Source organism: Ruania albidiflava DSM 18029 (assembly GCF_000421225.1).
Taxonomy (GTDB): domain Bacteria; phylum Actinomycetota; class Actinomycetes; order Actinomycetales; family Beutenbergiaceae; genus Ruania; species Ruania albidiflava.
This window is the reverse complement of the sequence record NZ_ATWL01000002.1, coordinates 264,994-277,334: the sequence shown is the minus strand read 5'-3', so window position 1 is coordinate 277,334 and position 12,341 is coordinate 264,994. Positions and strand designations below refer to the sequence as shown.

Genomic DNA, 12,341 nt, shown 5'->3' with positions numbered 1-12,341 from the left:
ACGTGCTCGCACCAGCAGACCATTGACTCTCGCCCGGACACCTGGTCGGGTAGGGTCGATGACACCTGCGCGGTTCGACCGGCGGCTCAGCGTTGACGATCAGATCCGCGAGCGCTACCTCGAGGTGCCGTTCGAGGTTCCTGCGGGTGCTGGCAGCATCGAGGTGCGGCTGCAGGTGGCCGACCCGACGGCGGTGATCGACCTGGGCTGCATGGCGCCCTCCCGGTGGTGCGGCTGGGCAGGTGGGGCCAGGCGCCGGTTCGTGGTGCGCCCGGAGGAGGCGACCCCAGGCTTCCTGCCCGGTCTGGAACCCGGCACCTGGCAGGTGGTGCTCGGCCTGCACCAGCTGCCGCTCGAGGGGGTGCAGGTGCAGCTGGAGGTCGAGCTGGACGGAGCCGGTGAGGTGGAGGTCGAGGCCCGGGCGCCGGTGGCCGAGACCGTACGCGGGCACACGCGCGGCATTCCTGCCGAGGCGGGCCTGACCTGGTATGCCGGCGACCTGCACGCGCACACCGTGCACTCCGACGGTACGGAGAGCATCGACCAGCTGATCGCCCGGGCGGCGACCTCCGGACTGGACTTCGTCGCGATCACCGACCACAACACCACCAGCCACCACCGCCTGCTGCGCGGTCCGGCCGCGCGGCACGGCGTGATGGTGCTGCCCGGTCAGGAGATCACCACGGCACGCGGGCACGCCTGCGCCTACGGCGACATCGGCTGGGTGGACTTCCGCCAGCCCGGGCAGCACTGGTTGGACCAGGTGGAACAGCGTGGTGGGCTGCTGGCGCTGAGCCACCCGGTGGAGGTCGACTGCGCCTGGCAGCACCGTCTGGACCGCGCCCCGCACGCAGTGGAGCTGTGGCACATCTCCTGGTTCCGCGACCTGACCGCGACGGCCCCCTGGGCGTTCTGGCAGCTGCTGGAGCACCTGCCCGGAAGCGAGGCCACCGCACTCATCGGCGGCTCAGACTTCCACACCCCGGGCAGCGGGTGGACGCTCGGCACCCCGACCACCTGGGTGGCAGCGGAGGAGCCCTCACCGGAGGCGATCCTGGCGGGGATGCGGGCCGGACGTACGGCGATCAGCCTGGGTGTGCGTCCGGACGCCAGCCCGGACCCGCTGGGTACGCCGCTCCTGGTGCGGCACGAGGGCGACCTGCTCGCACTGGCCGCAGCGGGGGCGGTGCTGGTGGACGCCGATGGCGTTCGACGGCGCATCCGGGGTGATCAGGAGCGGGTCGCCGGCCACTGGGGTCGGGGCCCGTACCACCTGCAGGATCCGGTCCGGCGGGTGCTGGCCGTCTGTCGCTGACCTGTCGGGACCCTTGTCACGTGGACCAGCCCCGCCCGGCACGGGTCCGGGCGGGGCTGGTCGAGGTGTCCTGGGTTCAGAGGTCTTCCTCGTCGTCGTCCTCCTCGGGGACGACGACGGCCTGGTCGGCCACGTCCGCCTCGTCGGCGTGACCGTCCCGGTCGGGCCGGGCAGTCAGGGGCTGGTAGTCCTCACCGCGGTCTCGAGGTTCGGTGTCCTCGGACTCCTGTACCAGGTTGACCGGTTCCTCGTCGGGCTCGTCGACGAGTCCGGTGTCGTTCCAGGAGTCCGGACCGGGCCGTGTGCTCATCGTTCCTCCTGTCGTCGGGGGTTCCCATCTTGGCCCCGCACCGGCCGATGCGCTACTGCGCCCGCAGGCGCGGTTGGCAGCCGCCCTACTCACACTGGGGAGCCGGACTCCAGCCGGTAGCCGTCCGCCGGGTAGACGCCGAGCACGGTGAGCTCGGTGGTGAAGAACTCCAGCTCTTCCAGTGCGCGTTTCAGCGGCAGGTCGTCCGGGTGGCCGTCCACCTCGGCGAGGAACATGGTGGCGACGAACTCGCCGCCGACCATGTAGCTCTCCAGCTTGGTCATGTTCACCCCGTTGGTGGCGAACCCGCCGAGCGCCTTGTACAGCGCCGCGGGCAGGTTGCGCACCTTGAACACGAAAGTGGTCACCACCGGGCCCACACCGGAGGGTGCGCGGCGTTCCTCCGGGGACAGGGTGACGAACCGGGTGGTGTTGTGCTCGGCGTCCTCGACGTCGGTGGCCAGGATCTCCAGCCCGTAGATCTCCGCGGCCAGGGGTGGGGCGATCGCAGCCTGCTGGCGGTCGGCGAGCTCGGCGACCTCGCGGGCCGCTCCCGCAGTGTCACCGGCGACGACCGGGGTCAGGTCCAGGTCGCGGATCACCTGGCGGCACTGCCCGAGCGCGTGCACATGCGACCGGACGGTGGTGATCTCCTCCAGGCTCGCCCCGGGCACAGCCATCAGCACGAACCGGATGCGCAGGAAGTGCTCGGCGATGATGTGCAGCTCGGAGGTGGGCAGGAAGTGGTGGATGTCGGCCACGCGGCCGGCCAGCGAGTTGTCGATCGGCAGCAGCGCGAGCTGTGCCTCACCGCTGGCCACTGCGGCGAACACGTCCTCGAAGGACGCCCGCGGCAGCGGCTCCCAGTCTGGATAGTGCTGCCGGCAGACGATGTCCGAGTTCGCGCCGGGCTCTCCCTGGTAGGCGATGCGTCGTGTCACCTGTGCATCTTCCCACGCTGCCTCCCCTGGTTCGCGAATGCTCGCTCGTGCGGCCGGAAAGCGGTTGCCGGCCGCACGAGCGAGCGTTCGCGAGAGGTGGGTGGGGTGGTGGGTGAGCGTGGGTCAGCGACTGGCGGCCTCGCCGCCCACCGCACCACCGGCCAGGCGGGCGATGATCTGCTGGGCGACGACCAGGTCCGCCCGACCCTCCGCGGTCTGGGCGCGTGGCCGGGTGCCGGTGGCCACGAACTGGTGGAAGGCGCGCAGCTCGTTCTCGAACGCCTCTTGCTGCGCCCACCGGTACTCGGTGCGGGACTGACCGTCCGCAGCGGCCGCCACCACAGTCAGCACCGTCGGCGTGTTCAACAGGTACGGCACCCCGAAGGTCAGGCTCGCACTGCCGGTCTCGTGGTGGAAGGTGACCGTCTCGGTGTAGTCCGGGTAGTCCGGCAGGTAGTGCCAGCCCAGGTGCAGGCGCGCCCCGCCGGCCAGCGACCCGGTCAACTCCACCGACCCGGGATCCGCACCCTGCGCACCCCACCGGCGGGCGGTGTGCACCTGCTCGATCGGGTGGCCCAGGTGCCGCAGCAGCGAGATGTCGTGCACGATCGATCCGATCACCACGTTCGCGTACAGCTCCCGCCAGCGCCGCTCGGTCCTGGTGCCGAGCGCCACGTCCAGGGCGTCCTGGGTGGCCTGCGCAGCGGCTGCTACCCGGTCCGGGTCGATGTCGGCCGGCGCCGGGAGCAGGTTGGCGAAGGCGAGCTGACGAGCGGCCGAGGGATGCAGGATCTCCACGGTGACCGCCCGCACGGACGATCCCTCCAGCACCCGGGCGAGCTCCGCCGTCGCCGGATCGTACTCCTTCATGTAGCCGAGCTGGACGCGTGCCCCGGCCGCCTCGATCCGGACGATCTCCGCCTCGGCGAGGGCGAGCGGCTTCTCGCAGAGTACGGCGATGCCGGCCTCGGCCAGCGCGAGCACGTCGCCGCCGTGGCTTCCCGAGGTGGCCACCAGCACGGCGTCCAGCCGGCAGCGGCCGTCGGTGTGCGCGGCGATCAGCTCCTCCCGGGAGGAGAACACCTCGCCGATGCCGTACCGGTCGGCGACCTGGGCGGCCCGCTCGGCGGACAGGTCGGCCACGGCGACCACCTGGAACTCGGCCCAGCGGCGCAGCAGCAGCGGCAGGTGCACGCTCTGGGCGACCGCGCCCAGACCGAGCACCGCGATGCGCAGCCTCACGGGAACCACCGGCGCAGCACCTGGCGGTTGTGCACCTGTTCGCGCTGCGGTCGGTCCGGCTCGTCGCCGACCTGCGGGATGACGTCTTGCTCGACCACCAGCCACCCGGTGTGCTGCCCGCCGGTGATCAGCTCCATCACCGCCGCCAGGTCTAGGTCCCCGTCGCCGAGCGGGACGAACGCCCGACCGGTCCACACCCGGCGCATCCCAGCACCGGTGGCGACCGCCTCCTCCAGCACCGCGCGGCGCACGTCCTTCAGGTGCAGGTGGTCGATGCGGTCGGCCCAGCGGCGCAGCCCGGTCAAGGGGTCCCCACCGCCGAGGATGAGGTGGCCGGTGTCCAGGGTGAGGCCGACGTCGGTGCGTGCGAGCAGCTCGTCGATCTCCGCAGGTGTCTCCACGTAGGTGCAGGCGTGCGGGTGGAACGTGGGTTCCAGTCCCGCCTGGCGGGCCAGGTCGACGGCGGTGCGCACGTTGGTCGCGAGCGTGTCCCACCCGCGGGGGTCCAGGCTCAGGCCCGGGCCCCCGCCCGGGCGGGCGCGGCGCGCCTCAGATCCGGAGTCGGCGAGCGTGGGCCGGGCGGGCCGGTCCGGATCGCTGCCCTCGGTGAAGAACGCCAGCGCGTCCCGGTAGCCGGGCAGCGCCGCGGTGAACGCCTCGGCGTCGGACAGCGGCAGGTCCACCCACCCGCCGGCGAGCGCCAGCGAGTGTCGCGCCAGACGGTCCCGCAGCTCCTGGCCGCGGCCGAGCATGCCGATCGGACCGGAGTCGATGCCCTCGTAGCCGGCGGCGGCGATCATGCTGGCCAGCTGCTCCGGGCCAGGTAGGTCCACCCCTGCCTCGGCACCGAGCTCGAAGACGCCGTAGGAGACCGGTGCGTTCGCGAGCCGCAGGTTCATCGGCGTGCCTCCGAGGGGAAGGCCATCGAGGCGGTCCGGTGTGCGGAGGTCTCGGGCCAGCGGGCGGTGACCGCCTTGGCCCGGGTGTAGAACGCCACCCCTTCGCTGCCGTAGACGTGCGTGTCGCCGAACAGGGAGTCCTTGCGGCCGCCGAAGGAGAAGGAGCCGACCGGTACCGGGATGGGTACGTTGATCCCCACCATGCCGGCCTGCACCTGACGCTGGAAGCGGCGGGCGGCTGCGCCGTCACCGGTGAAGATGGCGGCCCCGTTGCCGAACGGGTTGCTGTTGACGATCGCCAGCGCCTCGGCCAGGTCGGCGGCGCGCAGCACCACCAGCACCGGACCGAAGACCTCCTCGGTGTAGGCGACCGAGTCCTGGGTGACCTCGTCGAGCAGGGTGGGGCCGAGGAAGTAGCCGCCCTCGGCGCCGGGGACCTGGTGCTCGCGGCCGTCGAGCAGGATGCGGGCGCCGCCGGCCTCGGCCTGGCCGATGACCGCGCAGATCCGGTCCCGGGCCTGAGCGGTGATCACCGGTCCCATCTCGGCAGCCTCGTTCGTGTACGGCCCGACCACCACCTGGCGGGACTGGGCGGTGAGCTCGGAGAGCAGCGGTTCGACCTGTTCGTCGGTGCCCACGGCCACGACGGCGGAGATCGCCATGCACCGTTGTCCGGCGGAGCCGTAGCCGGCCGCCACCAGGTGGGCGGCCGTGCTGCTCGGGTCGGCGTCCGGGAGCACCACAGCATGGTTCTTCGCCCCACCGAGGGCCTGCACCCGTTTCCCGGCGGCCGAGGCGCGCTGGTAGACGTGCCGGGCGATCGGGGTGGAGCCGACGAACGAGACCGCCGCGACCTCTTCGTGGTCCAGGATGGCGTCGACCAGGTCGGGCCCGCCCTGCAGCACGGTGAACACGCCGTCCGGCAGGCCCGCCTGCTGCCACAGGTCCGCCAGCACGAGCGAGGCGGAGGGGTCGCGTTCGGATGGCTTGAGGATGAACGCGTTGCCGCAGGCGATCGCGATCGGCGCCATCCACAGCGGCACCATCGCCGGGAAGTTGAACGGGGTGATACCGGCAACGACGCCGAGCGGCTCGCGGTAGGAGTAGACGTCCACCCCGGTGCTCACCTGGTCGGCGTAGGCGCCCTGCAGGTGCTGCGGCAGCCCGCAGGCGAACTCGATGTTCTCCAGCCCGCGGGCGACCTCACCGGCTGCGTCGGCGAGCGTCTTGCCGTGCTCGGCGGAGATGGCCGCGGCGATCCGGTCGGTGCTGGCGGCGACCAGCTCGCGGAACGCGAACAGGACGGCGGCGCGCTTGCTCAGCGACTGCTGCGACCAGTCCAGGAACGCGGCACCGGCTGTTGCCACCGCGTCAGCCAGCTCGTCGGCGCCGGCCGCGTTGACCTGGCCGGTGACCTCGCCGGTGGCCGGGTCGTGCACCGGGATCGGTGCACCGGCACCGTCGAGAAGCCGACCGTTGATGAAGTGCTGGATGGTTCGCGGGGCCATGATCCTCCTGACGGTCGGTCCGCGGCGACCCGAGCGTCCAACGCTGGCGACGGGCGGTGCGGTGGTCGGTCCATCGTCCCACCACCACACACCCGCACGCAACCTTTGTCAGGACAAATGCAGGTTCTGGAACCGGCCATGTCAGTCACATAGTCGGCGGCCGTCAGATACCGGTCAGCGGCCTGGGAACCACAGCCCGATCTCCCGCTCCGCGCTGGCCACCGAGTCCGAACCGTGCACCAGGTTCTGCTGCACCGCCAGACCCCAGTCCCTGCCGAAGTCACCCCGGATAGTGCCTGGGAGCGCGGACGTGGGGTCGGTGGCGCCGGCGAGCGCACGGAACCCCTCGATGACCCGGTGCCCCTCGGCCACGGCGGCCAGCACCGGACCGGACTTCATGAACTCCACCAGCGGGGCGTAGAACGGCTTTCCCTCGTGCTCGGCATAGTGCGCTGCGAGCAGCTGGTCGTCGGCATCCCGCAGCTCGACAGCGGTCAGGGTGTAGCCCTTGGCCTCCACGCGGGCGAGGATCTGCCCGGTCAGCCCACGGCGGACCCCGTCCGGCTTGATCAGGATCAGGGTGCGTTCGCTCTGTTCGCTCATGCCCCGAGCGTACTGGCGCTCGCGTCCCGCTCGGCACGCTCGCGGTCGATCTTCAGCCCGAGCCACACGCCGAGCGCCCAGATGACCGTGAAGATGCCACCGACCACGAACATCATCGGCACCAGCAGACCGCCGAACAGCAGCAGCACCTGCACTGCCGAACCGAGCACGATCCCGGCACGGCTGCGTTGCAGCCGTGCGGCCACTGCGCAGGAGACCATGCCGATACCAGCGAGGATGCTCAGCGTGGTCGGCTCGGCTACCCGCAGACCGTAGGCGACGAGCAGCGCGAAGAACACCACGAACACCTCGGACCAGAGCACAGTGCTGCCGAACACCACGCGGGCGGGCCGCTGCTTGCGCGCGGCCGCGGGAGCGGTGGCATCGGCAGCACCACCGGGGTGCTCCGCCTCAGGTTGGGTGGTCACCGATCCAGGGTAGCCGTTGCCGCTGCGGTACCAGACCGGCCGAGGCTGCCATGATGGCGCGATGACTCTCTCGGATCACGCCATTCCTCTCGCAGTGGTCGGCTGCGGCGCCCGGGCCGGTATCACGGCCCACGCCCTCGCTGGCGGACGCGCCCAGGTCGTCGCCTACGTGGACCCCGCCCCGGGTGCAGCCCAGCGGCTCGCGCAGCGGATCGGCGCACCGGCACCGGAGTTCTCCTCGGTGACCGAGCTGCTCGGCTCCGCAGCGGCACCTGAGGCGGCCCTCGTGCTCAGCCCGGACGACACGCACGCGCAGGTGGCCACCCAGCTGCTCGAGGCCGGGGTGGCGGTGTACGTGGAGAAGCCGATGACGATCAGCACCGAGGATGCCGATGCGGTGCTGCTGACCGCTGCGCGGACCGGCACCCCGCTGTATGTGGGGCACAACATGCGGCACATGGCGGTGGTGCGCACGATGCGCGAGATCATCGCCCGTGGCGAGATCGGTCAGGTGAAGGCGATCTGGTGCCGGCACTTCGTGGGCCACGGCGGGGACTTCTACTTCAAGGACTGGCACGCCGACCGGTCCCGCAGCACCGGTCTGCTGCTGCAGAAGGGGGCCCACGACCTGGACGTCATCCACCACCTGGCCGGCGGCTACAGCACCCGGGTGGTCGGTATGGGCGGGCTCACCCTGTACGACCAGATCAGCGACCGGCGAGACAACTCCGACCGCACCATGCCGGATTGGTTCGACCGGGACGGCTGGCCCCCGCTGAGCCTGCGCGAGCTGAACCCGGTGATCGACGTGGAGGACCTGTCCATGGTGCAGATGCGGCTGGACAACGGGGTGCTGGCCTCCTACCAGCAGTGCCACTACACCCCGGACTACTGGCGCAACTACACCGTGATCGGCACCGAGGGACGGATCGAGAACTTCGGCGACGGCGCCGGCGGTGTGGTGCGGCTGTGGGACCACCGGTGCGAGTACCAGGCTGCCGGCGACCGGGAGTTCCCGATCACCGGCGAGAGTGCCGGGCACGGTGACGCCGACCAGGACACGATGACCGAGTTCCTCGACCACCTCGCTCACGGCAGCCGGACGATCACCTCACCGGTGGCGGCCCGGCAGGCAGTGGCCACAGCGGTGGCCGCGACCCAGTCGCTGCGGGACGGCTCCCAGCCGCGGGACGTACCTGCGCTGCCTCAGCACGTCGTCGCCCACTTCGGTGCCCGGTCGTGATGGACTGGGCACAAGAACGCACTCCAGCCCCGACCTCTGCAGGCGCTCCTGCCCTGCAGAAGAGATGAGGTGTCCCAGCTGTGCAGTCCTCTCCTCCCCCGCTGCGCGTGGGGCTGATCGGCGCCGGGAGCATCTCCCAGGTGCACGCCCCTGCCTGGCGGTCCCTCGGCGCTGAGGTCAGCGTGCACTCGCTGACCGGCGCCGAGGCCCTCGCCCGCGCCCACGGCCTCTCCCCGGTGAGCACCCTGGACGAGCTGTGGGACCGGGTGGACGTGGTGGACATCGTCACGCCCACCCACACCCATGCCGACCTGGCGCTGGCGGCGATCGCCCGTGGCAAGCACGTGGTCTGCGAGAAGCCGTTGGCCCGCAGCACGGCCGCCGCCCACGAAGTGGTCTCGGCCGCGCGGTCGGCCGGGGTGCACCTGTTCCCGGCGCACGTGGTGCGCTACTTCCCCGCCTATGCCCAGGCGCACGCGGCAGTGGCCGCCGGGCGGGTCGGGCGGGTGGCAGTGTGCCGATTCCGCCGGATGAGCGCGGCTCCGACCGCCGACTGGTTCTTCGACGAGCAGCGTTCCGGTGGGATCGTGCTGGACCAGATGATCCACGACCTGGACCAGGCGGAATGGTTCGCAGGCCCTGCGGTGCGCGTGTTCGCCCAGTCGATCGCACGTACCGATGACGGCGGAGCCCGGGCGGCGAGCGCAACCGTCACCCTGACGCACGCGTCCGGGGCGGTCAGCCAGTGCTACGGCGTGTGGGGGCATCCGCACCTGCCGTTCTCCTCCTCGTTCCACATCGCCGGAGACCGGGGCGTGCTCAGCCACGACTCAGCGCGCCAGGACGGCACCCGCGTGCAGGTGGCCGACCCGCGCAGCGGCGGGTACCTGCCGCCGACAGATGTGGCCAGCAGCCCGTACACCGCCGAGATCGTCGACTTCGCCGCCGCCATCACCAGCGGGCAGCCGGCGAACGTGACCGGTGCGGACGGGGCCCGCGCCGTGCTGGTGGCCGAGGCGGTGCTCAGCTCGATCCACACCGGCGAACCGGTCGAGGTCCCGGCCCCTGCCGACGCTCGGCTCGCGGGCGACACCGAGGAGGCGGCGGACGCTGTACCGGCTCCGGAGCGGACGGAGGAGGGACGATGAAGCAGCTACGGGTCGGGTTGGTCTCTTTCGCCCACACGCACGCCACCAGCTACGCCCGGTACCTGTCTGGTGCGCCCGGGGTAGACCTGGTGACCACGGACGTGGGCGAGGCGGACCCCGGGACGCTGCGCGGTGCGGCGTTCGCAGAGTCCCTGGGCCTGCGGTACGTCCCGGACGTGGCCGCGTTGCTGGCCGAGCGGCCGGACGCAGTGGTGGTGGCGGCAGAGAATGCCGACCACCGCGACCTGGTGGAGCAGGCGGTGGCCGCCGGTGCGCACGTGCTCTGCGAGAAGCCGCTGGCGACCACCGATGCGGACGCGGACGCGATGGTGCACGCGGCCCAGGAGGCCGGTGTGCTGCTGATGACCGCCTACCCGGTGCGGTTCTCCCCGGAGTTCGCCGAGCTGGTCGGGCGCGTCCGGGAGGGGCAGCTCGGGCAGATCCTCTCCGTGCACGGCACGAACAACGGCAAGATGCCGCTGGCGGAGCGGTCCTGGTTCACCGACCCGGCGCGCTCCGGCGGTGGTGCGTTGGTCGACCACGTGGTGCACCTGGCGGACCTGCTGGACGAGCTGCTCGGTGAACCCGCAGCGCAGGTGCATGCCGTGACGAACCGGATCCTGCGTTCGGACGCAGGCCGAGACGTGGAGACCGGTGCCGCGGTGAGCGTGCGCTATCCCAGCGGGGTGATCGCCCAGCTGGACAGCTCCTGGAGCCTGCCGGACTCTGCGCCCACCTGGGGTGGGCTGACCCTCGAGGTGCACGGCACCGCCGGGTCGATGCGCATCGACCCGTTCGACGCTCACGTGGCTGGGTACGACGCCGAGGGCGCGCTCTGGGAGTCGTTCGGTCCCGACCTGGATGCGGCGATGATCGGCGAGTTCCTGGACGCGGTGCGCACCGGTCGCAGGCCTCAGCCCGACGGCGAGACGGGCGCACGCACGCTCGCGATCGTGACAGCGGCACAGCGGTCGGCCGCCACCGGCCAGGTCGTCCCCGTGCACTGATCAGTCGCGAACGCCCTGGTTTGCGGCCTGAATCGGTTCAGCGGCCGCGAACCAGGGCGTTCGCGACTACCCAGCTAGTGGGTGGTCACCGCCTCGCCGCGGGCGACCATCCCGGCGGTCTCGGAAAGCTTCACCTCGCGCAGGAACAGGGCCAGGGCGAAGCCGGCGGCCATCAGCGGCACCAGGTACCAGAACGAGGGCGCCAGCGCATCAGCGTAGGAGCTGACCACGATCTGCTTGATCGCCTCCGGCATCTGGTTGACCGCCTCCGGGGTGAGCGAGTCCACGCCCAACCCACCGGAGGCTCCCGGCGTCATACCGGCCTTGGCGAAGCCCTCGGTGAGGTTGTCCACCAGCCGGGAGGTGAAGATGGTGCTGAACAGGGCGGTCCCCACGGCTGCACCGATCTCCCGGATGAAGTTGTTCGCACTGGTCGCGGTGCCGATCTCGCGCGGGTCCACCGAGTTCTGCACGGCGAGCACGATGGTCTGCATCACCAGGCCCAGGCCCGCGCCGAGAACGAAGATCATCACCGAGAACAGCAGCAGCGAGATGTCCCCGGTGAGCCGGGTGAGCCAGATGAGACCCGCCGTCGCGATGGCCATCCCGGCGATCGGGAACATCCGGTACTTGCCGATCTTCACGATCGCCAGCCCGGAGGTGATCGAGGTGAGCATCACGCCGGCCATCATCGGCAGCATCAGCAGACCAGACTGGGTGACCCCGGACCCGGTGGACATCTGCAGGAACGTGGGCAGGAAGCCCAGGGCGGCGAACATGCTCATCCCGATCACCAGGCCGATGCCCGCGGCCAGGGTGAAGGTGCGGTTCCTGAACAGGTGCAGCGGCAGCAGCGGGTCCTCGGCGCGGGTCTCGGCGACGATGAACAGGCCGATCGCCACCAGGGTGCCGACCACCAGGGCGATCAGGGACGGGTCGGCCCAGTCGTAGCCGGTGTTGCCGGTCCAGGAAGTCCAGCTGGCGGCCAGCACGATACCGGAGGTGCCCAGGGCGAGCAGGATCATGCCCGGCACGTCGAGGCGCTTCTTCGCCGAGCGGCTGGGCAGCCGTAGCGTCACCCAGGCGATACCGAAGGCGACCAACCCGATCGGGATGTTCAGCCAGAAGCACCAGCGCCAGTCCATGTGGTCGGTGAAGAAACCGCCGAGCAGCGGTCCGAGCACCGCCGACACCCCGAACAGGGCCCCCATCGGACCCATGTACTTACCGCGTTCCCGGGCGGGCACCACGTCGGCGATGATCGCCTGGGACAGGATCATCAGGCCACCACCGCCCAGGCCCTGGATGGCGCGGAAGAACACCAGGGCGCCGAAGCTGGTGGCGAAGCCGGAGGCCGCAGAGGCGACGGTGAACAGCGCGATCGACACCAGGAACGGCCAGCGCCGGCCCCAGATGTCACCGAACTTGCCGTACAGCGGCATCACGATGGCCACGGCCAGGATGTAGCCGGTGATCAGCCAGCCCTGGTGCTCCACCCCGTTCAGCTCGCCGACGATGGTCGGCATCGCGGTGCCCAGGATGGACTGGTCCAGCGAGGCCATGAACATGCCCGACATCAGGGCAGCGAAGATCAGCCAGACGGTGCGCCGGTTCAGCACCACTGTGGGTCGGCCCTCTGTGGGCGCAGTTGCTGCGGTCATCAGGTTCCTTCGAGGTCTGTGGTGGTGCGGTGGGCT

The 12,341-nt window shown here is 71.1% G+C and carries 12 protein-coding genes; 4 read left to right on the top strand and 8 right to left on the bottom strand.

The window, feature by feature from the left end; all coding sequences use genetic code 11:
* Positions 1-58: 58 nt before the first annotated feature.
* A complete protein-coding gene (locus tag K338_RS0103680) occupies positions 59-1,315 on the top strand; it encodes a CehA/McbA family metallohydrolase (protein WP_022916830.1) in 1,257 nt (418 codons plus the stop codon).
* 76 nt (positions 1,316-1,391) lie between these two features.
* Here the strand turns inward: K338_RS0103680 and K338_RS0103675 are convergent, their stop codons facing one another.
* The 7 genes from K338_RS0103675 to K338_RS20300 all read right to left on the bottom strand — a co-directional run bounded on the left by K338_RS0103675 (position 1,392) and on the right by K338_RS20300 (position 7,246).
* Positions 1,392-1,625: a hypothetical protein gene (locus K338_RS0103675; RefSeq protein WP_022916829.1), complete on the bottom strand. Its 234-nt coding sequence runs from the start codon at positions 1,623-1,625 to the stop codon at positions 1,392-1,394.
* Positions 1,626-1,714: 89 nt separating this feature from the next.
* Positions 1,715-2,566, bottom strand: a complete 852-nt coding sequence (locus K338_RS0103670; RefSeq protein ID WP_022916828.1) for a prephenate dehydratase — start codon at positions 2,564-2,566, stop codon at positions 1,715-1,717.
* Between the two features lie 123 nt (positions 2,567-2,689).
* Positions 2,690-3,808 (bottom strand): Gfo/Idh/MocA family protein, encoded by a 1,119-nt coding sequence (locus K338_RS20305; protein ID WP_022916827.1) that lies wholly within the window; start codon positions 3,806-3,808, stop codon positions 2,690-2,692.
* Positions 3,805-4,707, bottom strand: a complete 903-nt coding sequence (locus K338_RS0103660; protein ID WP_022916826.1) for a TIM barrel protein — start codon at positions 4,705-4,707, stop codon at positions 3,805-3,807. Before K338_RS0103660 ends, K338_RS20305 begins: the two co-directional genes overlap by 4 nt.
* Positions 4,704-6,215 (bottom strand): CoA-acylating methylmalonate-semialdehyde dehydrogenase, encoded by a 1,512-nt coding sequence (locus K338_RS0103655; RefSeq protein ID WP_022916825.1) that lies wholly within the window; start codon positions 6,213-6,215, stop codon positions 4,704-4,706. The genes K338_RS0103660 and K338_RS0103655 overlap by 4 nt, the downstream gene beginning before the upstream one ends.
* Positions 6,216-6,389: 174 nt before the next feature.
* Complete coding sequence (gene ndk / locus K338_RS0103650; protein WP_022916824.1) at positions 6,390-6,818, bottom strand: nucleoside-diphosphate kinase; 429 nt, start codon at positions 6,816-6,818, stop codon at positions 6,390-6,392.
* Positions 6,815-7,246 carry a DUF4233 domain-containing protein gene (locus K338_RS20300; protein WP_022916823.1) on the bottom strand — a complete coding sequence of 144 codons (432 nt, stop codon included), beginning with the start codon at positions 7,244-7,246 and terminating at the stop codon, positions 6,815-6,817. Before K338_RS20300 ends, ndk begins: the two co-directional genes overlap by 4 nt.
* A 61-nt stretch (positions 7,247-7,307) precedes the next feature.
* Between K338_RS20300 and K338_RS0103640 the strand changes: the two genes are divergently transcribed.
* The 3 genes from K338_RS0103640 (at position 7,308) to K338_RS0103630 (ending at position 10,644) form a co-directional block, all read left to right on the top strand.
* Entirely contained in the window at positions 7,308-8,489 is a 1,182-nt protein-coding gene (locus K338_RS0103640; protein WP_022916822.1) for a Gfo/Idh/MocA family protein, read from the top strand.
* A gap of 80 nt (positions 8,490-8,569) precedes the next feature.
* On the top strand, positions 8,570-9,637 hold the full coding sequence (locus K338_RS20295; RefSeq protein WP_022916821.1) for a Gfo/Idh/MocA family protein: 1,068 nt from the start codon (positions 8,570-8,572) through the stop codon (positions 9,635-9,637).
* The gene (locus K338_RS0103630) at positions 9,634-10,644 is read left to right on the top strand and encodes a Gfo/Idh/MocA family protein (RefSeq protein WP_022916820.1); all 1,011 of its coding nucleotides are present in this window, start codon (positions 9,634-9,636) and stop codon (positions 10,642-10,644) included. The genes K338_RS20295 and K338_RS0103630 overlap by 4 nt, the downstream gene beginning before the upstream one ends.
* A gap of 74 nt (positions 10,645-10,718) precedes the next feature.
* Here K338_RS0103630 and K338_RS0103625 read toward each other — a convergent pair whose 3' ends face one another.
* A complete protein-coding gene (locus tag K338_RS0103625) occupies positions 10,719-12,305 on the bottom strand; it encodes an MDR family MFS transporter (RefSeq protein ID WP_022916819.1) in 1,587 nt (528 codons plus the stop codon).
* Between the last annotated feature and the right edge of the window lie 36 nt (positions 12,306-12,341).